We start from the raw sequence: 22,270 nt of genomic DNA, 5'->3' as shown, positions 1-22,270 counted from the left end.
GCAACGCCTGATGTGCGGGATCAGCGGGGAGGCACGGTTCGACGGCCGCTCTCCCGACGCGGCGGCGGTCAGCCGGATGTCCGAGGCGATGCGCTCACGCGGCCCGGACGACGAGGGCCTGTTCGCCGCCGGCTGGGTGACCCTCGGGCACCGCCGGCTGACCATCATCGACCTGTCCGACGCCGGTGGGCAGCCGATGGTCCGCGACGATCTGGGCCTGGCGCTGGTCTTCAACGGCTGCATCTACAACTACCCGCAGCTGCGCGAGGAGTTGCAGAACGCCGGGTACGCCTTTCACTCCACCAGCGACACCGAGGTGATCCTGGTGGCGTACGCACACTGGGGTGAACGTTTCGTCGACCACCTGGTCGGCATGTTCGCGATCGGGCTGGTCGACCGGGCCCGGCGGCGGCTGATCCTGGCCCGCGACCGGCTCGGCATCAAACCGCTCTACCTCGCCGAGACACCGGGGCGGCTCCGGTTCGCCTCCACCCTGCCCGCGCTGCTGGCCGCCGGTGACGTGGACACCGCAATCGACCCGGTGGCGCTGCACCACTACCTCTCCTGGCACTCCATCGTGCCCGCCCCACGCACCGTGCTGCGCGGCGTACGCAAGCTGCCGCCGGCCACCCTGCGGGTCATCGAGGCGGACGGACGCAGCCGTGAGGAGGTCTACTGGCGGCCCGACTACGTGCGGGAGCCCGCCGACGCGGGGATGGACGCCGCCGACTGGCGGACCGCGATCGGCGACGCGCTGCGCGCGGCGGTACGCCGACGACTGGTCGCCGACGTGCCGGTGGGGGTCCTGCTCTCCGGCGGACTGGACTCCAGCCTCATCGTGGCGCTGCTCGCCGAGGCCGGCCAGCGACACCTGCGCACGTTCAGCATCGGCTTCGACAGCCACGGCGGCGAGTCCGGCGACGAGTTCCACTACTCGGACCTGGTGGCCCGCGCGTTCGACACCGACCACCACCGGATCCGACTCGCCGACGGCGACCTGGTGCCCGCCGTCCGACGGGCCGTGCTGGCGATGACCGAGCCGATGGGCAGCCACGACGTGGTCGCCTTCCACCTGCTCTCCGAACAGGTCGCGCAACACGTGAAGGTGGCCCAGTCGGGGCAGGGGGCCGACGAGGTGTTCGCCGGCTACGGCTACCACCAGCCACTGGTCGACGCGCCCCGGCACGGGGCCGCCGAGACGTTCGCCGCCGCGTTCTTCGACCGCGACCACGACGAGCTGCGCCGCATCGTCGACCCGGCGTACGCGCTGGAGCAGGACGCCAGCCGGGACCTGCTCACCGGCCACCTCGGCGCGCCCGGGGCGCAGACCGCGCTGGACGCCGTGCTGCGCCTGGACACCCACCTGATGCTCCCCGACGACCCGGTCAAGCGGGTGGACAGCATGAGCATGGCGTGGGGCCTGGAGGTGCGTACGCCCTTCCTCGACCAGGATCTGGTCACCCTGGCCGCGCACTGCCCACCGGAGCACAAGGTCGCCCAGGGCGGCAAGGGCGTGCTCAAGGAGGTGGCCCGGGAGGTGCTGCCCGCCGAGGTGATCGACCGGCCCAAGGGCTACTTTCCGGTGCCGGCGCTGCGCAACGTGGACGGCCCGGTGCGCGAGATGGTCGCCGAGGCGTTGCAGGCGCCGGTCGCCCGCGAGCGGGCACTGTTCCGCCCGGAGTACGTGGCGCACCTGCTCGCCGAGCCGGACCGGGCGCAGGCGGCGGCCGGGAGCAACAAACTGTGGCAGCTCGGTCTGCTGGAGCTGTGGCTGCAGACGCACGACATCAGCTGAACGTCGTCCGCCGCCATCGGCGGGCGGTCAGCTGGCGGCGGTGCGGGTGATCAGGTCGTCGAGGACCAGGCGCAGGTCCCCGTCGCGCTCCAGCACCTGCCGCTGCCGGGTCGCGCCGGTGCCGTCCCGGCGGAGGCGGGCGAGTTGCGCCACCACGTATCCCAGGTCGCCGTGGCGCAGCAGGGCCGGGGCGATCACCGCCATCAGTTCGTCGACGAGCGCCCAGGCCGGGCGGGTACCGCCGGCCCGCAGGTCGATCAGCTCGCCGTCGAGGCCGTCGTGGGCGGCCCGCCAGTGCGCCGCGGCGACCAGGCAGTCCCGGACGTTCGGGGCGTCGACCCCGGCGCGGACGTCGTCGGCGAGGGTGGCCACCAGGGACCGGACCAGCGCGGCGACCAGCACCGCGTCGTCCACCTCGGTGCAGACGTCGCCGACCCGCACCTCCACCGTGGGGTACGCCGACGACGGCCGGGCGTACCAGTAGACCATCGCCGCGTCGAGCATGATGCCGGCGGCGATCAGCTCGTCGACGGTGCGGTCGTAGTCGGCGGCGGAGTCGAAGTACGGCGTCGGGCCGATGCTGGGCCACCGCTCCAACTGCATGGAGCGCCAACTGGCGTGCCCGGTGTCGTACCCGTCGTGCAGCGGGGAGTTGGTGGTGATCGCCTGCACCACCGGCAGCCACACCCGCAGGTGGTTGCAGACCTGCACGGCCAGTTCCCGGTCGGGCAGCCCGACGTGCACGTGGCAGCCGCACACCGCCGGGTCGTGCGCCACCGGCCCGTACCGGCGGGACATCGCGTGGTAGCGCGGTTCGTCGGGCACGGTCCGGTGCGGTTCGGCCACCGGGGTGGCGCCGACCGCCACCAGTCGGGCCCCGGCGGCCGTGGCGGCCTCGGCGGCGGAGCGGCGCAGCACCACCAGGTGCGCGCGCAGCTCGGTGAGGTCGGCGCAGACCGGGGTGACCATCTCCACCATGCTGTGCCGGAACTCCTGGCGGCTCTGGTCGCGGGCGGTGCCGCTCAGCGCGGCGAGCACCCGGTCGGCGACCGGCAGGTTCCGGCCGCTGTCCGGGTCGAGCAGCAGGTACTCCTCCTCCACGCCGAGCGTGAGGATGGACAGGTCGGGCACGGTGTCGACGGCGGTCGGACGGTAGGCCATGACCCCTCCCCATACCCTGCTGCGGCCGGCCGGTGCGTCGGGGTTCCCGACCACCTCTGCGGCAAACGCCCCGTCAGGACGTCGCCAGGGCCGTCGCGCGGGCGGTGAGAAAGGCCCGTTCCGCCGCGTTGTCCGTCAGGGCGACGGCTGTCCGGTACGCCTCGACGGCCTCCCCGCCCCGGCCGAGGCGAGCCAGCAGGTCGGCGCGGACCACGTGGTAGACGTGGAAGCCGAGAAGATCGAGGCGGTCCACCTCGGCCAGCGCCACCGCCGCACCGGCCACCTCGGCGAGCGCGACGGCCCGGTTCAGCGCCACCACCGGGCTGGGGGCGATCGCCGTCAGCTGGTCGTACAGCGCAAGGATCTGCGCCCAGTCGGTGTCGGCGGCGCGCCCCGCGGCGCTGTGCACGGCGGCGATCGCGGCCTGGATCTGGTACGGCCCGGGGCGGTCGCGGCGCAGGCAGCGGCGGACCAGCGCCTGCCCCTCGGCGATCAGCCCGGCGTCCCACCGGCCGCGGTCCTGGCGGGGCAGCGGCACCAGGTCGCCGGTGGCGGTGGTCCGCGCGCCACGGCGGGACTCGGTGAGCAGCATCAGGGCGAGCAGGCCGATCGCCTCCGGCTCGTCGGGCATCAGCGCGACCAGCAACCGGGCCAGCCGGATCGCCTCGGCGCACAGCTCGCCGCGGACCAGGTCCGGGCCGGCGCTGGCCGTGTACCCCTCGTTGAAGATCAGGTAGAGCACCGCGAGGACGCCGTGCAGCCGGTCGGGCAGGTCGGCGTCGTGGGGCACCCGGTACGGGATCCCCGCGTTGCGGATCTTCGACTTGGCGCGGACCAGCCGCTGCGCCATGGTCGGCTCCGGCACGAGGAAGGCGCGGGCGATCTCGGCGGTGCTCAGGCCGCCGAGCAGTCGCAGGGTGAGCGCGACCCGAGCGTTCGGGGCGAGCGCCGGATGGCAGCAGGTGAAGATCAGCCGGAGCTGGTCGTCGCGCACAGGTCCCTCCTCGACGGGTGGGTCGGCGGCGAACAGCAGGGCCGCCTCGGCGTGCCGGTGCGCCCGGGAAGCCTCCCGACGCCGCCGGTCGATGGCCCGGTTGCGGGCGGTGGTGATGATCCAACCGGCCGGGCTGGGTGGTGGGCCGCTCCGCGGCCACCGCCGCACCGCGATGACGAAGGCCTCCTGGACGGCCTCCTCGGCGAGGTCGATGTCGCCGAGGAGGCGGACCAGGACGGCGACCGCGCGGCCGTACTCCGCGCGGAACACCGCCTCCACGTCGGACACGGTCAGTCGCCGGCCCCGCCCTGGAAGGGGCGCACCTCGACCGGCAGGGTGGTCGCCAGCGCGTAGCGGCGACCCCAGTCCAGCGCGGCGTCCAGGTCCGGCACGTCGATGATGGTGATGCCGCCCAGGTGCTCCTTGCCCTCCACGAACGGTCCGTCGGTGACCAGCACCTCGCCGCCCTCGCGGGCGCGCAGCACGGTGGCGGTCTCCGGGCCGTGCAGGCCCTGCCCGAACACCCACGACCCGGTGGACGCCAACTCGTCGCGGAAACCGGCGAGCTGGCGCATCACCCCGGCCAGGAACTCCGGGTCCGGCGGCAGCTCGCCCTGGGGCTGGTGAAGGCTGAGCAGGTACAGCGTCATCGTTCCTCCTCGCGGGGCGGCCGGCCGCTCGCCGACCTCTCATCCTCCATACGATCGGCCGCCGTTCCAATCGACAGGTCGGCAGAAGATTCTCGGCGCCCGACCCGAACCCGGCGGTGATGCGCCCTTTGCTCTGCACCTGCGGAGGCGACGGGGGCGCAGGCCAGGTGTCGCATCGGTGGGTGCAGAGCAAAGGACGAAGGACAGGGGTCGCGTCCGCCGGTGCCGGGACCGGAGCCGACAGTCATAGCGACGACAGTTGTGGGTAGACCCCGGCGTGGCTGACGCCTTGCGGGTGGTAGTGGTCGGCGCCGGTTTCTCCGGGCTCGCCGCCGCGCTGGCACTCACCCGTGCCGGCGCCCAGGTGCGACTGCTGGAGGCCCGCGACCGGGTCGGCGGTCGGGTGTTGACCCGCTGGCTGCCCGACGTCACCCAACTCGACCTGGGCGCGCAGTGGATCGGCCCGACGCAGGATCGGATGTACGCGCTGGTCGCCGAGCAAGGGCTGACCACGTGCGCGTCGGCGGCGTTCGGCGCGCCCACTGTGCTCTGGGCCGGCGAGCGCCGAGGCGAGCCGCCGGCGCAGGTTGCCCGGGTTCTCGGCCTGCTCGACGAGTACGCCGCCCGGCTGGACCCGGCCGCGCCCTGGCAGGCGCCGGAGGCCGGGCAGTGGGACCGGACGGTCCTGGGCGGCTGGCTGCGTGCCACCGCCGGGGACGACGACACCGCCGACTACCTGGGGCGGGTGCTCGCCGGCGGGCTGCTGGCCACCGGCGCGGACGAGGTGTCGTTGTTGCACCTGGAGGGCGCGGTGCGCGCCGGTGAGCGGGCGGCCGCCGAGGTGCTGGCCGGCTGAGCGGCGGACGCGACCGTGGCCGGCCCGGTCTCGGCGGGACCGGGCCGGCCTCGGCCCACGGTGCGACCCGGCCGACCCGGCCGTCAGACGTTCGGGTCGGCGCGGGGCGCCCGGGTCAGGGGTAGGTGGTCAGGTACACCGTCTGGTTGGCCGCGTTCGCGGTGCCACCGGCGTTGTTGATCACCCGGTTGATGGTGCCGACTCCACCGAGCGAGACGGTGACCATGTTCGTGAAGCGCACGTTCGGGTTGGTGGGCACCTCGAAGGACCGTTCCTCGACCACCGCGGGGTTGACGTTGAAGTAGCTGTAGCTGCCCAGCCCGAACGCCTGGTGACTGGTCACCGAGTCGGCGACCTTGTACGCGGCGTAGCCCCGGGTCGACCCGTTCATCCAGGCCGCCTGGTTCGGCACGTCGTAGGGCAGCTCGTTCTGGTAGAAGTACGTCCGCCCACCGTTGCCGTTCCAGATGGTCTGGTACTTCTGGTAGTGCTCGACGAAGAGGCCGTACATCGTGACGTTGTCGCCGTTGACGGTGAGCCCGGTGTCGGCGGTGTTCAGCGTCCACCCGGTCGGCACGCCGCTGGCGGCGTGGTCGGCCCGCCACAGCCACATGTGGTCGCCGATCACGTTGTCGCTGTTGACGGTCAGCGTGTTGGTGGCCCGACCGACGTGCGGCCCCCCGATGCGGAAGAACACGTCGTGCAGCGACGTCGGGTTGGTGGCGTGGCTCGCGGACGAACTGGCCGGCCCGACCTCCATCAGCACCGGCGAGTTCGTCGTGCCGGCCTCGAACATGATGCCGGCGACCTTCACGCCGTCCACATCGGCCACCCGCATGCCCACCGCGCCGTTGTCGGCCTGAATGGTGGCCAGGCCGAGACCGAGGATCACCGTGTCGGCCCGGTTGACCTGGATCGGCTCGGTGACGTGGTGCACGCCCGGGGTGAAGAGCAGGTGCCGCCCCTGGGCGAGGGCCGCGTTGATGGTGGCGGCGCTGGTGCCCGGCTGGACCACGAAGAACTGCGACAGCGAGATCGACGAGCCGGCCGGGGTCTTGTTGTACCAGCTGGTGCCGGTGGAGTTGGTGCGCGGCGCGGGCACGAAGACCCGGTACTCGCCGGTGCCGTCGACGTAGAGGAACGGCTTCTCTCGGACCTGCGGGGTCTGCGCGATGACGGTGTGCGACGGGTTGGGGAAGCTCGGCGCCGGGGCGCCGACGACGCCCTGGAAGACCATGTTCCACACCGAGCCGGTCCAGCCGTTGCCGAACTCGCTGTTGCGGGAGTACCACTGCTGCTGCGAGCCGGAGACGACCAGGCCGTCGATGCGGGTGTCGGCCAGCAGGCCGCCGCTGGACCAGCCGTCGCCGCCGTTCCAGAGCTGGATCTGGTTCTGCGCGCCACGAAGGTGCATCCGCCGGTACGGCGCGGCCTGCGACACCGCCCACCGCTCGACGGTCTGCCCGGCGGGCAGGGTGACCGAGAGGTTCTCGGCGGCCCGCCAGAAGTTCTGGGTGGCGTTGCCGCCGAACCAGAACGCCTCGGCGCGGACGTGGCCGTTGAGGTTGACGTCGTCGGGGCTCATGCCGAGCCCGGCGACCTGGGTGAAGAAGCCGAGGTTGACGTCGGCGGTGTAGGTGCCGGGCTTGAACAGCACCGCGTAGCGCTGCGCCCCGAACTGGTTGGTCTCCTGCTGGGTGAAGAGGGTGTTCAGTCGACTCTGGATGGTCGACGTCGGCGTGCTCGGGTCGAAGACGAAGGTGTTCGGGCCGAGGTTGGGGTTGTACGGGTCGGTCGTGCCGACCGGCGGCTCGCTGGTGCCCCCGCCGGTGGTGTTCACCGCCAGCTCCCACAGCGAGTAGCCGTAGGCGGTGCCCCGGGCGTTGCCGTACATCCGCAGGTAGCGGCCGCTGCCGGCGACGGTGAGGGACTGCGTCCCGCCGGTGGCCGTGGTGGTGGAGTAGATGGTGGTCCAGGTGGTCCCGTCGGTCGAGGTCTGGAGCTGGAAGGCCCGGGCGTACGCCGCCTCCCAGGTGAGCACCACCCGGCAGATGGTGCGGGTGCTGCCGAGGTCGACGCGCAGCCACTGCGGGTCGCTGGCGGCGCTGGCCCAGCGGGTGCCCGGGTTGCCGTCGACGGCCGCGGACGCGGCGAGGCCGGCGTCCTGGGTGGACGAGGCGGCCGCCGGGCTGCCCTGTGCGACGTTGGTGCTGCCGCAGGTGGGGGTGCTGCCGCCGCTCTCGCCGTACACCTGGAACTCCCAGAGCGAGTAGCCGTAGCCGGTGCCCCGGGCGGTGCCGTTCATCCGCACGTAGCGGCCGGCGCCGGTGACGGTGAGGTTCTGGGTGCCGCCGGCGCCGGTGGTGGTGGAGTAGATCGTCGTCCAGGTGGCCCCGTCGTCGGAGGTCTGGAGTTGGAAGGCCCGGCCGTAGGCGCCCTCCCAGAGCAGGTTGACCTGGCTGATGGTGGCGCGAGCGCCCAGGTCGACCTGGAGCCACTGCGGGTCGCTGAACGCGCTGGCCCAGCGGGTGGCGGTGTTGCCGTCGACGGCGGCGCTGGCGGGGGTGCCGGCGTTCTCGGTGGACGAGGCGGTGGCGGGGCGGCCCTGGGACAGCAGGGTGGGCGCGGCCTGCGCGGGGGCGCTGGCCACGGCCGGGGTGAGCGCCGCGACCAGGGCCACGGTGAGCCCGACGAGCAGGTGTCGGACGACCCGGGGACGCGGGCGTACGGATGTAGCACGAGATGTCATGACATCGCCTGTCGCTAGGGGGTTACGGGTTGCCACGCGGAGGGGATCGGGCGCGCCCGTAGCGCCGTGGATGGTGTCGCCGCCGACGCGACACCGAGGGAGGAGAGCGCTCTCGTAGGAGTGTTGCGGCGAGATTGCGACGGCGTCAAGACATCGATCTATAACTTCGTTATTTATCCCGAGGATTCTTTTTGGGTAATTTGCTGGCCGCCCGCGCGGTCGCCCCCGCTCAGCGGCGGACGCCACCCTGGGTGAGGAAGCGGGCGATCGGGAGGGTGGCCGCACCCAGCGCCACCGCGTCCACCCCGAGCCGGCACAGTTCGATCGACGCCTGCTCGTACGGCTGGCGCAGCGCCTGCCGGCCGGCGGCCTCCCGGACGGCCGGCAGCAGGTCACCGAGGGCCATCGCCGCCCAGCCGCCGAGCACCACCCGCTCCGGATTGAACAGGTTGATCAGGTTGGCCACGCCCGCGCCCAGGTAACCGGCGGTGTCATCGAGGACCCGTCGGGCGGTGGCCGAGGTCTGCGCGGCGGCGACCAGCGCGGCGAGCTGGGACTCCTCGTCCTCGCCCGGAACGGCGCGACCCCGACGCGCCTCCCGGTAGCGGTCGATGATCGCCTCCGCACCGACGTACGCCTCCAGGCAGCCGCGCGCGCCGCACCGGCAGGCCCGGCCGCCGTACACCAGGGTGGTGTGCCCCCACTCCCCCGCGCTGCTGGACGCCCCCCGGTAGGTGACGCCGTTGGTCACCACCGACGCTCCCACCCCGGAGCCGACAAGCGCGAAGACGGCGTGCCGGGCGCCCCGACCGGCACCGAACCACATCTCGGCCTGACCGAGGGTCTTCGCGCCGTTGTCGATGTGCAGCGGCACGTCGGTGCCGGCGCCGATCAGGCGCTCCAGCGGCACCCGGTCCCAGCCGAGGGCCTGGGCGTGCACCACGGCCTCGACGCCCTGCTCGACGACGCCGGAGACGCCGATCCCGACGCCGAGCACGTCGCCGGGGGCGACCCCGGCCTGGCCGGTCAGCGCGTCGATGCCGGCCAGCACGTGCCCGGCCACCAGGTCGGGCTCGGTGCGGGCCGGGTCGAGCGGGTACTCGACGCTGGCCAGCAGGGTCATCGCGAAGTCGAACAGCTCCATCCGGACCCGCGTCTCGCCGACGTCCACGCCGACCACGAAGGCGAAGCGGGGCTCGATCCGCAGCAGCATGCTGGGCCGGCCGCCGTCGGACTCGGCGGCCCCGGCCTCGGCGACGAGCCCTTCGTCGATCATGTCGGCCACCACGTTGCTGACCGCGGGCTGGCTCAGCCCGGTGCTGCGCACCAGGTCCTGCCGGGTGAGCGGGCCGTCCAGGAAGAGCTTGGTCAGCAGGGCGGACCGGTTGCGCAGCCGCACGCTGCGGTTGGTGGCACGCGCCAGCTCCACTCGTCACCTCGTTCCCGTCGGCCGTTCGAGGCGACTGTAACCGCCTCGTGCTTGACGACCCACCGGCCAGCAACTTTAATGACGACATAAATTAAGCCGTGATGTAACTCCCGGGAAACGCCGACGGACCCCGACGGCGCACCCCCGAAACCCTGCCCGCAGCCGGCCCCCGCCGCCCGACCCCTATCGGCGACGAAGGCCAGCGGACCCCCACCACGCACCGGAAGGGCTGACCCGTGTCGAGACGACACCTCGGGATATTCACCGCCGCCGTACTGGCCGCCGCCTCGCTGACCGCCTGCGGTGGCTCCGGCGACGACTCCGCCGCATCGCCCAAGACGCTCACCTACTGGGCCAGCAACCAGGGCGCCAGCCTGGAGGCCGACAAGACCATCCTCCAGCCCGAGCTGGACAAGTTCGAGAAGCAGACCGGCATCAAGGTCACCGTCGAGGTGGTCCCCTGGTCGGACCTGCTCAACCGGCTGCTCGCGGCCGCCGCCTCCGGCAAGGGCCCGGACGTGGTCAACATCGGCAACACCTGGTCGGCGTCGTTGCAGGCCACCGGCGCGCTCGTCGAGTTCGACGACGCCACCCTGCAGGCCGTCGGCGGCAAGGACCGGATCGTGCCCGCCGCGCTCGCCGCCGCCGGCGCCCCCGGCAAGCCGCCGGCCGCCGTGCCGCTCTACAGCATGGCGTACAGCCTGTACTACAACAAGAAGTCGTTCGCCGACGCCGGCATCACCGCGCCGCCGACCACCTGGGAGCAGCTCGCCGAGTACGGCAAGAAGCTCAGCACCGGCGGCAAGTGGGGCCTGGCCATCGAAGGGGCCAACCCGTCGGAGAACGCGCACCACGCCTTCACCTTCAGCCAGCAGTACGGCGGCGAGTGGTTCGACTCGGCCGGCAAGCCGACCTTCGACACCCCGCAGAACGTCTCGGCCATCAAGCGGTACATCGACTTCATGGCCGCTGACAAGATCACCAACCCGAGCAACGCCGAGTACGCGCAGAACCAGTCGGTCTCCGACTTCGCCAACGGCAAGGCCGCCATGCTGCTGTGGCAGTCCGCCGGGTCGAACCTGAAGACGCAGAACATGCCCGCCGACGCGTACGGGGTGGCCCCGGTGCCGTTCCTGGCCAACCCGCCGGCCGGCGGCAAGAAGGTCAACAGCATGGTCGCCGGGATCAACATGGCGGTCTTCAAGCACACCAAGAACAAGGACGGCGCGCTGAGCTTCGTGAAGTTCATGACCAGCGACGAGGAGCAGACGATCCTCAACAAGACGTACGGCTCGCTGCCGGCGGTGAAGACCGCCGCCTCCGACCCGGCGTTCAGCGCCACCGAGCAGAAGACCATCCAGGAGACGCTGGTCACCACCGCGGCCCCGCTGCCGCAGGTGCCCGACGAGAGCACCTTCGAGACCCTGGTCGGCACCGCGATGAAGGAGCTGTTCGCCGACGCAGCCAGCGGCAAGCCGGTCACCGAGGAGTCGGTGAAGGCGAAGCTGACCGACGCGCAGCAGAAGATGCGCTGACCCAGGCGGCACCGGTGGCCGTGGTCGGGCGCTGAGCCCGACCACGGCCACCGCCTCCGAGAGGACCCCGATGGCAACCAGCACCACCGCGCCGGACGCCGACCGGCGCGAACCCCGGGCCGGGTCGCCGGCCCGGGGGCCGGTCCGCCGGCCCCGCGGCCCGCGCCGCTCACTCCTGCCGTATCTGCTGCTCGCACCGGCCGTCGTGCTGGAACTTGCCATCCACGTGATCCCGATGGTGGTCGGGGTCTGGATGAGCCTGCTGGAGCTGACCCAGTTCCACATCCGCGACTGGTCCACCGCGCCCTTCGTCGGGCTGGAGAACTACCGGGCGACGCTCGACCTGAACAGCGCCGCCGGTAAGGAACTGCTGCACTCGTTCTGGGTCACCCTGGCCTACAGCCTGCTCTCGGTCGGGTTCGCCTGGCTGCTCGGCATCTCCGCGGCGGTCGTCCTGCAACGGCCGTTTCGGGGCCGGGCGATCCTGCGGGCGCTGTTCCTCACCCCGTACGCGCTGCCGGTCTACGCCGCCGTGATCACCTGGAGTTTCCTGCTGCAACGCGACACCGGCCTGGTCAACCACGTCCTCGTGGACCAGCTCGGGCTGATGAACGACCGGCCGTTCTGGTTGATCGGCGACAACAGCTTCGCCTCGCTGCTGGTGGTGTCGGTCTGGCGCAACTGGCCGTTCGCGTTCCTGTGCCTGATGGCCGGGCTGCAGAACGTGCCCGGCGAGCTGTACGAGGCCGCCGCGATCGACGGCGCGGGCTTCTGGCGCCGGCTGCGCTCGGTCACCCTGCCGATGCTGCGGCCGGTCAACCTGGTGCTGCTGCTGGTGCTGTTCCTGTGGACGTTCAACGACTTCAACACCCCGTTCGTGCTCTTCGGCGGCTCCGCGCCGGAGCAGGCCGACCTCATCTCCATCCACATCTACCGCAGCTCCTTCAAGACCTGGGACTTCGGCTCCGGGTCGGCGATGTCGGTGGCGCTGCTGCTGTTCCTGCTGGTCGTCTCGGCCGCGTACCTGCTGATCACCAACCGTCGGAGGGACGACCATGCGTGAGACCGCCGGTGAGCGCTGGGGCCGGCGCATCGTGCTGACCCTGCTCGCCCTCTTCGTCGTCATCCCGCTGTACGTGATGGTCACCTCGGCGGCGAAGCCGTTGCAGGACGTGCAGAACGGCTTCACCTGGTGGCCCAGCCGGCCCACCCTGCAACCGTTCATCGACATGTGGAGCACCGTGCCGCTGGCCCGGTACCTGGTGAACAGCCTGGTGGTGTCGAGCATCGCGGCGGTCTGCTCGGTGGCGGTGGCCATCTTCGCCGCGTTCGCGGTCAGCCGGTACCGCTTCCGGGGCCGGGGGGTGTTCTCGGTGACGGTGCTGTCCACCCAGATGTTCCCCGGCATCCTGTTCCTGCTGCCGCTGTTCCTCATCTACGTCAACCTGGGCAACGCGACAGGCATCGAGCTGTACGCCAGCCGTACCGGCCTGGTCATCACGTACCTGACCTTCTCGCTGCCGTTCTCGATCTGGATGCTGGTCGGCTACTTCGACTCGATCCCCCGGGGTCTGGACGAGGCGGCGCAGGTCGACGGCGCCGGCCCGCTGCGCACCCTGTTCCAGGTCATCCTGCCGGCCGCCGTGCCCGGCGTCGTCGCGGTCACCGTGTACGCGTTCATGACCGCGTGGGGTGAGGTGCTCTTCGCCTCGGTGATGACCGACGAAGGCAGCCGCACCCTGGCCGTCGGCCTGCAAGGCTACTCCACCCAGTTCAACGTCTACTGGAACCAGATCATGGCCGCCTCGCTGGTGGTCAGCATCCCGGTCGTCGTCGGGTTCCTGGCCCTGCAGCGGTACTTCGTCGCCGGCCTCACCGCCGGCGCGGTCAAGTGAACCACCCAACCCCAGAGGAGAACCGACCCGTGCCCGACCTGTCCAAGCTGCCACCCGACTTCCTCTGGGGTGTCGCCACGGCGGCGTACCAGATCGAGGGGGCCGTCGACGTCGACGGCCGGGCACCGTCCATCTGGGACACCTTCTCGGCGACTCCCGGCAACGTCGACAACGGCGACACCGGCGCAGTGGCGTGCGACCACTACCACCGGTGGCCGGAGGACCTGGCGCTGCTGCGCCGCCTCGGCGTGGACGCGTACCGTTTCTCGGTGGCCTGGCCCCGGGTCATGCCCGACGGTGTCGGGCGGGTCAACGCCGCCGGGCTGGACTTCTACGACCGGCTCGTCGACACGCTGCTCGCCGACGGGATCCGGCCGTTCGTCACCCTCTACCACTGGGACCTGCCGCAGGTGATGCAGGACCGGGGCGGTTGGCCCGAGCGCGCCACCGCCGAGGCGTTCGCCGACTACGCGGCGGTGGTGGCCGGCCGCCTCGGTGACCGGGTCGCCGACTGGTGCACCGTCAACGAGCCGCTCTGCGTGTGCTGGATCGGGCACCTGGAGGGCAACATGGCCCCCGGCGAGCGGGACCTGACCCGCGCGGTGCACGCCTCGCACCACGTGCTGCTCGGGCACGGCCTGGCCACCCAGGCGATCCGGGCCAACGCGGCCCGGCCGGCGTCGGTGGGCCTGGTGCTCAACCTCAGCCCGATCGAGGCGGCGACCGACCGGCCGGAGGACGTCGCGGCGGCCCGCCGGGCCGATGGGCACGTCAACAGGTGGTGGCTGGACCCGATCCACGGGCGGGGCTACCCCGCCGACATGATCACCACCTACGGCGTCGAGCCGCCGGTACGCGGCGACGACCTGGCGACGATCGCCACGCCGACGGACTTCCTCGGGGTGAACTACTACTTCCGTCAGCTGGTGGTCGACGACCCGACGGGCGCGGCGCCGTACGCCCGGCAGGTGCCGGTGCCCGGCTCGGTGGAGACCGCGATGGGTTGGGAGATGTACCCGGCGGGCCTGGAGCGGCTGCTGGTCGACGTGCACGAGGAGTACCGGCCGGGCCGGATCATCGTCACCGAGAGCGGCTCGGCGTGGCCGGACGAGGTCACCCCGGACGGCACGGTGCAGGACAAGGAGCGCACCGACCATCTCGAGCAGCACCTGGCCGCCTGTGCGTCGGCGGTGGCCCGGGGTGTTCCGCTGGACGGCTACTTCGTCTGGTCGCTGCTGGACAACTTCGAGTGGGCGTACGGCTACGACAAGCGCTTCGGGCTGGTGCACGTCGACTACGCCACCCAGCGCCGGACGGTGAAGGCGAGCGGTCTGCGCTACGCCGAGCTGATCCGTGCCCACCAGCGGCTCGCCCGGGCGACCGGCAGCGCGGCACCGGTGGCCTGACCGTCGGCGGTACGGGAACGGCCGCTCGGGTGTCGATCCCGGGCGGCCGTTGCCGTACCGATCGGCCGAAACCGCCGCGGGCCGCGTTGCCCAGTGGCTAGCCTGCGGCAATGGCCGCAGCACCCGACGAGGTCGAGCAGCCCGGTCCCCGGGGGCGGGTCTCCCCGACCGACCGGATGACGGCGTTCAGCGACGGTGTCTTCGCCATCGTCATCACGCTGCTGGTCATCGAGTTGCGGGTGCCGGAATACCACGAGGGCGAGCTGCTCACCGGGCTGCTCGACGAGGGCGCCTCCTACCTGGCCTTCGTGGTGTCCTTCGTCTACATCGGGGTGCTGTGGCTCAACCACCACGCGCTGCTGCGGCTGATCCGTGGCACCACCCTCGCGCTGAGCTGGATCAACCTCGCCGTGCTCTTCGGCGCGGTGATCATTCCGTTCCCCACCGCGGTGCTGGCGTCGGCGTTCACCCACGGCGACACCGACGACCAACGCGCTGCCGTCGCCCTGTACGCCCTGGCCGCGGCCCTGATGTCGGCCCCCTGGCTGGTCTTCTTCGGCTACCTGCACCGGCACCCGGCGCTGCTGGACCGTCGGGTCACCCCCGGGTACGTGCGGACGCAGCGGCTGCGGCCGATCACCGGCCTGATCCTGTACGGGCTCAGCGGTCTGCTCGGCTGGTTCGTCAGTCCGGTGCTGGGCCTGATCGGCGTCATCGCCATGATCGCCTATCACGCGGTCACCAGCGAGGGGCTGCCCCGCTGGCTCGCCCGTCGCTGACCGGCCGAAGCGGTCCCCGGTGTCAGGCCGGCCCCGGTGCCGGCCGCCGCGTCAGTCGTCGCAGGTCGGCCGCCGCGTCAGTCGGCGCAGGTCGGCCGGGGTGTCCACGTCGACCGGGGAGCCGACGTCGTCGCAGGGCACCTCGACCACCAGGTCCGGTCGGTCGCGCAGCAGGTCGCGGGCGCCCCGGTCGCCGACGGCGTACCCGCTCAGCAGCGGCCAGGCCCGCCGGGCCAGCAGGATCGGGTGCCCGGGGCGGCCGGCGTAGGTGGCGACCGCGACGACCGCGCCGTCGGCGTACGCCGCCCGCACCCGGCGCACCGCGACCGGGCTGAGCAGCGGCTGGTCGACGAGGACCACGACGGTGGCCGGCACGTCGGCCGGCAGCGAGGCAAGGCCCCGCAGCAGTGACGAGCCCAGCCCGTCGGCCCAGCGGTCGTGCCGGACCGGCACCGCGCCGGGCAGGTCGGGCACCCCGTCGGCGCCCGCGCCGAGCACCACGTGCACGGGTGCGCAGCCGCCGTCGGCGAGCAGTCGGACCGCGCGCCGCACCAGCGTTTCGCCGCCCAGTTCGACGAGCGCCTTCGGCCCGCCGTAGCGCCGGCCGGCGCCGGCGGCCAGCAGCAGTCCCGCGGTCACCGCCGTCACCTCCGTACGAACGGCTTTGCGTTATTCGCCCTGAGATATACCGACAAAGCTAGTCTGGGCCGGTGCAGGGCGGAGCGGAGAACGCGACGACGATCGACGAGCGGCACTCGTCCCGGGTGACGGTCGAGGTCAACGGCGTGTCCCGCGAGGTCACCCTGGACAACCGCACCACACTGCTCGACACGCTGCGCGAGCACCTCGACCTGACCGGGGCGAAGAAGGGCTGCGACCACGGCCAGTGCGGCTCCTGCACCGTGCTGCTGGACGGCCGCCGGGTGAAGAGCTGCCTGATCTTCGCGGTCACCGTGGACGGCCGGTCGGTGGTGACCGTCGAAGGGCTGGCCGGGCCGGACGAGCTGTCCCCGTTGCAGGCCGCCTTCATCGCGCACGACGCGTTCCAGTGCGGCTACTGCACCCCCGGGCAGCTCTGCTCCGCCCGCGGCATGCTCGACGAGGTCTCCCGAGGTTGGCCCAGCGCCGTCACCGGCGAGCTGAGCACGCCCGCCGCGTTGACCGACGCGGAGATCCGCGAGCGGATGGCCGGCAACCTGTGCCGCTGCGCGGCGTACCCGCACATCGTCGCGGCCGTGCGTGAGGCGGCGTCGTCGTCGTGAGGGCCTTCCGTTACCACCGGCCGGCCGACGTGGCCGAGGCGGTCGCCGTGCTGGCGGCCGAACCGCAGGCCGCCTACCTGGGCGGCGGCACCAACCTGGTGGACCTGATGAAGCTCGGGGTGCAACGCCCCGACGTGCTGGTGGACGTGACCCGGCTGCCGCTGGACACCGTCGAGGAGCTGCCCGACGGCGGGCTGCGGATCGGCGCGACCGTCCGCAACAGCGACCTGGCGGCCCACCCGGTGGTGCGCCGCGACTACCCGGTGCTGGCCCGTGCCCTGCTCGCCGCCGCCTCCGGGCAGCTGCGCAACATGGCCACCACCGGCGGCAACCTGTTGCAGCGCACCCGCTGCGTCTACTTCCAGGACACCGGCAAGGCGTGCAACAAGCGGGAGCCGGGCAGCGGTTGCGCCGCCCTGCACGGGCAGAACCGCGACCTGGCGGTGCTGGACTGGTCCGAGCAGTGCGTGGCCACCCACCCGTCGGACCTGGCCGTCGCGCTGGCCGCCCTCGACACGGTGGTGGAGGTGCACGGGTCCGACGGCGCCCGCGACATTCCGATCGCCGACCTCTACCGCTCCCCCGGCACCCACCCGGAGCGGGAGACCACCCTCGCCCGAGGCGCGCTGATCACCGCCGTCCGGGTCCCGCCGCTGCCGGCCGCCCGCCGTTCGACGTACCTCAAGGTGCGCGACCGGGCCTCGTTCGCCTTCGCCGCCGGGTCGGTGGCCGCGGTGCTGGACCTCGACGAGGACGTGGTCCGCGACGTGCGGCTGGCGTACGGGGCAGTCGCGCACCGGCCGTGGCGCGCGTACCGGGCCGAGGAGGAGCTGCGCGGCCGCCCGTTCAGCCCGGAGCTGGCGGCACGCGCGGCGGACGCGGAGCTGGCCGAGGCGCGCCCGCTGCGGCACAACGGCTTCAAGCTGCCGCTGACCCGGGCCATCACCGTCCGGGCGCTCACCGAGTTGGCGTCGTCGTGAGCACCGTCGGCCAGGCGTACCCCCGGCTGGAGGGCCGCGAGAAGGTCACCGGGACGGCCCGGTACGCGGTGGAGTACCCGGTGGACGGGGTCACCTACGGCTGGGCGGTGCCGTCGACGGTGGTGCGGGGCCGGATCACCCGGGTCGACACCACCCCGGCGTTGGCGTCGCCCGGCGTGCTGGCCGTGCTGCACCACGGCAACGCGCCCCGGATCGCGCCCGGCCAGCAGCCGGAGCTGTGGCTGTTGCAGGAACCGCTGGTGCACTACCGGGGGGAGTACGTCGCGGTGGTGGTGGCCACCAGCCTGGAGGCGGCCCGCGAGGGTGCCCGGCTGGTCCGCATCGACTACGACGCCGGCCCGCACAGCACTGTCCTCACCGACGACCACCCGGGCCTGTACAAGCCGGACCACGTCAATCCCAGTTATCCGACGGACACCGCCGAGGGTGACTTCGACGCCGGGTACGCGGCGGCCCCGGTACGGGTGGACGCCACGTACCGGACTCCGGCGTACCACAACAACCCGATGGAGCCGCACGCCACAACGGCGCAGTGGCGCGACGGGCGGCTGCTGGTGCACGACTCCAACCAGGGCGCGTCGTCGGTCCAGGCCACCCTCGCAGAGCTGTTCGAGCTGCCCCCGGAGTCGGTCCGGGTCGTCGCGCAGCACGTCGGCGGCGGCTTCGGCAGCAAGGGGTACGCCAAGGCCGCGGTGGTGCTCGCCGCCCTCGCCGCCCGACACGTGGACCGCCCGGTGAAGCTGGCGCTGACCCGCCAGCAACTGTTCGGGCCGATCGGTTACCGCACCCCCACCATCCAGCGGGTCCGCCTCGCCGCCGACACCGACGGTCGGCTCACCGCCATCTGCCACGACGCGATCAGCCAGACCTCGACCATCCACGAGTTCGCCGAGCAGACCGCCGTCTACACCCGCAGCATGTACGCCGCGCCGCACCGCCGCACCACGCACCGGCTGGCCCGCCTCGACGTGCCCACGCCGTTCTGGATGCGCGCCCCGGGCGAGTGCCCCGGCGCGTACGCCCTGGAGTCGGCGATGGACGAGCTGGCCGTCGCCGTCGGCATCGACCCGGTGGAGCTGCGCATCCGCAACGACACCGACATCGACCCCGACCAGGGGCAGCCCTTCACCAGCCGCAACCTGGTGGCCTGCCTTCGCGAGGGGGCACAACGCTTCGGTTGGGCCGGCCGTGATCCGTCTCCCCGGGCCCGGCGCGACGGGCGTTGGTTGATCGGCACGGGGGTGGCCGGGTCGAGCTACCCGGCCCGGGCCCGGCCATCCTCGGCGACGGCCACCGCCCGGCCCGACGGGAGCTTTTTGGTGCGGGTCAACGCCACCGACATCGGCACCGGCGCGCGGACGGCGATCTGGCAGGTGGCCGCCGACGCGCTCGGGGTGCCGCCGGAGCGGGTGGAGATCCGCATCGGCGACAGCGCCCTGCCGACCGCCCCGGTGGCCGGGGGGTCGATGGGGACCTCCAGCTGGAGCTGGGCGGTGATCCGGGCCGCTGAGGCGCTGCGCGAGAAGCTGCGCGACGGCGGGCCGCCGACCGACGAGGTGACCGCCGAGGCGGACACCGCCGAGGAGGTGGGCGGTCAGCCGACGCGACCCCGGTACGCGTACGGGGCGCAGTTCGTCGAGGTGCGGGTCGACGCGGACACCGGCGAGGTGCGGCTGAACCGGATGCTCGGCGTGTTCGCGGCAGGGCGAGTGGTGAACCCGACGACGGCGCGCAGCCAGCTCATCGGGGGCATGACGATGGGGCTGTCGATGGCGCTGCACGAGGAGGGCCTGCTCGACGAGCGGTACGGCGACTGGGTCAACCACGACCTGGCCACCTACCACATCACCGGTTGCGCGGATGTGGAGTCCATCGAGGCGTACTGGTTGGACGAGCGGGACGACGAGCTGAACCCGGCCGGGGTGAAGGGCATCGGCGAGATCGGCATCGTCGGCGCGGCGGCGGCGGCGGCCAACGCGGTGCACCACGCGACCGGCGTCCGGATCCGGGAGCTGCCGATCCGGCTCGACAAGCTCGTCGGAGTATCGGGCTTGGCTTAAATAAGCCGTCAGTGATACAACTGTCGTCGTGCACGCCTTCGACGTGCTGGGCGATCCGGTCCGGCGCCGCATCCTGGAGCTGCTCGCCGACGGCGAGCAGCCCGCCGGCGCGGTCAGCGCGGTCATCCGCGAGGAGTTCGGCATCTCCCAGCCCGCCGTGTCCCAGCACCTCAAGGTGTTACGCGACAACGGCTTCGCCACGGTGCGGGCGCAGGGCACCCGGCGGCTCTACGCGGTCGACCCGCGCCCACTGCGCGAGGTCGACGGTTGGCTGGAGCACTTCCGCCGGTTCTGGACCCCACCCCTGGCGGCACTCGCCACCGAGCTGGCCCGAGGCCGACGCGAGCGTCGCCTTCGTGGGCCCGCCGACCCAACCGACGAGAGGAACACCTGATGTTCGACGCCACCGAGCAGATCAACGCCGTCCAACGCACCGTCGGCAGCCGCACCCTGGAAGCCGGCGAGGCGCGGGTCACCACCATCAGTCAGACCTACCAGGCGACGGCCGAGGACCTGTGGGACGCCTGCACCAGCGCCGAGCGCATCCCGCGCTGGTTCCTGCCGATCTCCGGCGACCTGCGACTGGGCGGCACGTACCAGCTTGAGGGCAACGCGAACGGCACCGTCGAAAGCTGCGAGCCGCCGCACCGCTTCACCGCCACCTGGGAGATGGGCGGCGAGGTGAGCTGGATCGAGGTACGGATCACCCCGGTTGACGGGGATCGGGCCCGGCTCGACCTGGACCACATCGCGCACGTCGACCAGGACCGGTGGGCCCAGTTCGGCCCGGGCGCGGTCGGTGTCGGCTGGGACCTGGGGCTGCTCGGCCTCGCCTCGCACCTGGCTGGCGACGGCAACGGAATCACCCCGGAGCAGGGCGCCGAGTGGACCGCCTCCGCGCAGGGGCGACGGGCCATGGAGCTGAGCAGCCAGCTGTGGTGCGAGGCGAGCATCGCCGCCGGCACCGACGCCGACGAGGCGAAGGCCGCCGCCGAGCGCACCACCGCCTTCTACACCGGCACCCCGGCAGCCTGACCGCAGGGCGGAACGGCGGCCCGACCGCACGACGCGACGGCAGCGCGGCAGTCGGGCGGGACAGCGGCCTCACCGCACGGCGGGGCGGCGGCGCGGCAGTCGGGGCGGGGTTCGGAGTAACGTGCTGCGGCATGACCGGCACGCCGTACTCGCACTGCTCCTACTGCGGCGCCGCCTACCCGGCCGCCGCCGGATGGCCACGGGTCTGCGCGGTCTGCGGCGAGACCGTCTGGCGCAACCCACTGCCGGTGGCTGTCGCGGTGTTGCCGGTCCGCACGGCCGGGGGCCTGGGTGTGGTGGTGGTCCGCCGGGACATCGAGCCGGCCCGTGGCCTGCTCGCGCTGCCCGGCGGCTTCATCGAGTACGGCGAGGAGTGGTCCGACGCCCTCGTCCGTGAGCTGCGGGAGGAGACCGGCCTGATCGCGGCGGCCGAGGACGCCCGCCTGTTCGCGGTGCACGGCGCGCCGGCGGGAGGCACCATGATGATCTTCGGAGTGCTGCCCGAACGGGCCGCCGAGGACCTGCCCCCGTCGGCACCGACCGACGAGGCCACCGAGTGGCTGGTGCTCACCGACCCCGTCGAGCTGGCGTTCTCCACCCACACTCGCGTCCTAGCCGAGTTCCTGACACCCACCTCCTGACGGCACCGACGGCACCGACCGCAGCGGGTGGCCTGACGACTCTGACCATGCCTTTGCCGCCATCAGGCAGCAGGGGACAAGGGTTTGGTCGATCCGCCAGGACCATGCGGGTGCCGCCGCGCCGCTAGGCTACGGCCTCGACGTCGTATGGCTGGTAAGGGGAGACGACATGTCGCAGGACCAAGCTGAGCAGCCGGTGGGAGGTTCGGCCGCCAAACTGGACACGACAGTGCCGCACTCGGCACGGGTGTGGAACTACTGGCTCGGCGGTAAGGACAACTTCGCCCCGGATCGCGAGGTCGGCCAACAGGTACAGTCGGTCTTCCCGGAAATCGTCGAGGCCGCACGGTATTCGCGCGCGTTTCTCGGACGAGCGGTGACCTATCTCGCCGCAGAGGCGGGGATCCGCCAGTTCCTCGACATCGGTACCGGCCTACCCACAGCCGATAACACCCACGAGGTCGCCCAACGGATCACGCCACAGGCGCGCGTCGTCTACGTCGACAACGACCCGATGGTTCTCGCGCACGCCCGGGTGTTGCTGACCAGCAGCCAGGAGGGCGCCACCCAGTATGTCGACGTCGATCTGCGCGACGTGGACACGATCGTCCACGATGCCCGCGAGACACTGGACTTCGGTGAGCCGATCGCGCTGATGATGCTGGGCGTTATGGGTCACGTCGAGAAGCCGGCCGAGGTGCGGGCCATCGTCAACGCTTTGGTCTCGTCCCTACCGTCGGGGAGCTTTCTGGCGATGTCCGACGGTACCGCTACCAGCGAGCGGGCCATCGAGTCGCATCGGCAGTACAACGAAAGCGGTGCTCTGCCGTACCACCTGCGCGAGGTCGCGGACTTCACGGCGTTCTTCGACGGTCTCGACCTCGTCCGGCCTGGTGTCGTGCCGCTGGGGCACTGGCGGACCGACAGCCGGCCCGCGTCCGCGGTGGATGGCTACTGCGGGGTCGCCCGCGTGCGCTGACGCCCTGGCATATCCGCAGGGTCTGTCCGCAGCCTCCTCGGCT

Annotated in this window: 20 protein-coding genes; 14 read left to right on the top strand and 6 right to left on the bottom strand. The window is 72.3% G+C overall.

The features are described from left to right. Nucleotides 1–10 precede the first annotated feature (10 nt). Entirely contained in the window at nucleotides 11–1,795 is a 1,785-nt protein-coding gene (locus tag ACX27O_RS08855) for an N-acetylglutaminylglutamine amidotransferase (RefSeq protein WP_458939227.1), read from the top strand. A 27-nt stretch (nucleotides 1,796–1,822) separates the two neighbouring features. Here ACX27O_RS08855 and ACX27O_RS08850 read toward each other — a convergent pair whose 3' ends face one another. The 3 genes from ACX27O_RS08850 to ACX27O_RS08840 all read right to left on the bottom strand — a co-directional run bounded on the left by ACX27O_RS08850 (nucleotide 1,823) and on the right by ACX27O_RS08840 (nucleotide 4,600). Beyond that, a complete protein-coding gene (locus ACX27O_RS08850) occupies nucleotides 1,823–2,956 on the bottom strand; it encodes a carboxylate-amine ligase (protein WP_030327444.1) in 1,134 nt (377 codons plus the stop codon). Between the two features lie 73 nt (nucleotides 2,957–3,029). Further along, a complete protein-coding gene (locus ACX27O_RS08845; RefSeq protein WP_210859752.1) occupies nucleotides 3,030–4,238 on the bottom strand; it encodes an RNA polymerase sigma factor in 1,209 nt (402 codons plus the stop codon). Nucleotides 4,239–4,240: 2 nt separating this feature from the next. Next, nucleotides 4,241–4,600, bottom strand: coding sequence for a YciI family protein (locus ACX27O_RS08840; protein ID WP_030327441.1), 360 nt, complete (start codon nucleotides 4,598–4,600; stop codon nucleotides 4,241–4,243). Nucleotides 4,601–4,877: 277 nt separating this feature from the next. Between ACX27O_RS08840 and ACX27O_RS08835 the strand changes: the two genes are divergently transcribed. Then, a complete protein-coding gene (locus ACX27O_RS08835; protein WP_458939226.1) occupies nucleotides 4,878–5,456 on the top strand; it encodes an FAD-dependent oxidoreductase in 579 nt (192 codons plus the stop codon). Between the two features lie 115 nt (nucleotides 5,457–5,571). Here ACX27O_RS08835 and ACX27O_RS08830 read toward each other — a convergent pair whose 3' ends face one another. Both ACX27O_RS08830 and ACX27O_RS08825 read right to left on the bottom strand, forming a co-directional pair. Then, complete coding sequence (locus tag ACX27O_RS08830) at nucleotides 5,572–8,205, bottom strand: galactose-binding domain-containing protein (RefSeq protein WP_458939225.1); 2,634 nt, start codon at nucleotides 8,203–8,205, stop codon at nucleotides 5,572–5,574. 229 nt (nucleotides 8,206–8,434) lie between these two features. Continuing rightward, a complete protein-coding gene (locus ACX27O_RS08825; RefSeq protein WP_358125977.1) occupies nucleotides 8,435–9,634 on the bottom strand; it encodes an ROK family transcriptional regulator in 1,200 nt (399 codons plus the stop codon). Nucleotides 9,635–9,870: 236 nt separating this feature from the next. Between ACX27O_RS08825 and ACX27O_RS08820 the strand changes: the two genes are divergently transcribed. The 5 genes from ACX27O_RS08820 (at nucleotide 9,871) to ACX27O_RS08800 (ending at nucleotide 15,249) form a co-directional block, all read left to right on the top strand. Then, nucleotides 9,871–11,169 carry an ABC transporter substrate-binding protein gene (locus ACX27O_RS08820; RefSeq protein WP_210866045.1) on the top strand — a complete coding sequence of 433 codons (1,299 nt, stop codon included), beginning with the start codon at nucleotides 9,871–9,873 and terminating at the stop codon, nucleotides 11,167–11,169. Between the two features lie 70 nt (nucleotides 11,170–11,239). Next, nucleotides 11,240–12,232: a carbohydrate ABC transporter permease gene (locus tag ACX27O_RS08815; RefSeq protein ID WP_458939224.1), complete on the top strand. Its 993-nt coding sequence runs from the start codon at nucleotides 11,240–11,242 to the stop codon at nucleotides 12,230–12,232. Next, entirely contained in the window at nucleotides 12,225–13,064 is an 840-nt protein-coding gene (locus ACX27O_RS08810) for a carbohydrate ABC transporter permease (RefSeq protein WP_203122170.1), read from the top strand. Before ACX27O_RS08815 ends, ACX27O_RS08810 begins: the two co-directional genes overlap by 8 nt. Before the next feature lie 29 nt (nucleotides 13,065–13,093). Continuing rightward, on the top strand, nucleotides 13,094–14,470 hold the full coding sequence (locus tag ACX27O_RS08805; protein WP_458939223.1) for a GH1 family beta-glucosidase: 1,377 nt from the start codon (nucleotides 13,094–13,096) through the stop codon (nucleotides 14,468–14,470). Between the two features lie 110 nt (nucleotides 14,471–14,580). Beyond that, on the top strand, nucleotides 14,581–15,249 hold the full coding sequence (locus ACX27O_RS08800; protein ID WP_458939222.1) for a TMEM175 family protein: 669 nt from the start codon (nucleotides 14,581–14,583) through the stop codon (nucleotides 15,247–15,249). A gap of 51 nt (nucleotides 15,250–15,300) precedes the next feature. Here ACX27O_RS08800 and ACX27O_RS08795 read toward each other — a convergent pair whose 3' ends face one another. Beyond that, on the bottom strand, nucleotides 15,301–15,888 hold the full coding sequence (locus tag ACX27O_RS08795; RefSeq protein ID WP_458939221.1) for a nucleotidyltransferase family protein: 588 nt from the start codon (nucleotides 15,886–15,888) through the stop codon (nucleotides 15,301–15,303). A gap of 125 nt (nucleotides 15,889–16,013) precedes the next feature. Between ACX27O_RS08795 and ACX27O_RS08790 the strand changes: the two genes are divergently transcribed. The 7 genes from ACX27O_RS08790 (at nucleotide 16,014) to ACX27O_RS08760 (ending at nucleotide 22,227) form a co-directional block, all read left to right on the top strand. Continuing rightward, nucleotides 16,014–16,511, top strand: a complete 498-nt coding sequence (locus ACX27O_RS08790; RefSeq protein ID WP_458939462.1) for a 2Fe-2S iron-sulfur cluster-binding protein — start codon at nucleotides 16,014–16,016, stop codon at nucleotides 16,509–16,511. Continuing rightward, on the top strand, nucleotides 16,508–17,491 hold the full coding sequence (locus ACX27O_RS08785) for an FAD binding domain-containing protein (RefSeq protein ID WP_458939220.1): 984 nt from the start codon (nucleotides 16,508–16,510) through the stop codon (nucleotides 17,489–17,491). Before ACX27O_RS08790 ends, ACX27O_RS08785 begins: the two co-directional genes overlap by 4 nt. After that, entirely contained in the window at nucleotides 17,488–19,572 is a 2,085-nt protein-coding gene (locus ACX27O_RS08780; RefSeq protein ID WP_458939219.1) for a xanthine dehydrogenase family protein molybdopterin-binding subunit, read from the top strand. The genes ACX27O_RS08785 and ACX27O_RS08780 overlap by 4 nt, the downstream gene beginning before the upstream one ends. 28 nt (nucleotides 19,573–19,600) lie before the next feature. Beyond that, on the top strand, nucleotides 19,601–19,966 hold the full coding sequence (locus ACX27O_RS08775) for an ArsR/SmtB family transcription factor (RefSeq protein ID WP_458939218.1): 366 nt from the start codon (nucleotides 19,601–19,603) through the stop codon (nucleotides 19,964–19,966). Further along, nucleotides 19,966–20,607, top strand: coding sequence for an SRPBCC family protein (locus ACX27O_RS08770; RefSeq protein WP_458939217.1), 642 nt, complete (start codon nucleotides 19,966–19,968; stop codon nucleotides 20,605–20,607). The genes ACX27O_RS08775 and ACX27O_RS08770 overlap by 1 nt, the downstream gene beginning before the upstream one ends. A gap of 131 nt (nucleotides 20,608–20,738) precedes the next feature. After that, a complete protein-coding gene (locus tag ACX27O_RS08765) occupies nucleotides 20,739–21,248 on the top strand; it encodes an NUDIX domain-containing protein (RefSeq protein ID WP_030327421.1) in 510 nt (169 codons plus the stop codon). 169 nt (nucleotides 21,249–21,417) lie between these two features. Further along, complete coding sequence (locus tag ACX27O_RS08760) at nucleotides 21,418–22,227, top strand: SAM-dependent methyltransferase (protein ID WP_458939216.1); 810 nt, start codon at nucleotides 21,418–21,420, stop codon at nucleotides 22,225–22,227. Nucleotides 22,228–22,270 lie beyond the last annotated feature (43 nt).

It is taken from the genome of Micromonospora sp. SD19 (genome assembly GCF_054462275.1).
Note: the sequence above shows the minus strand (reverse complement) of the source record. Positions and strands in the feature narration are given on the sequence as shown.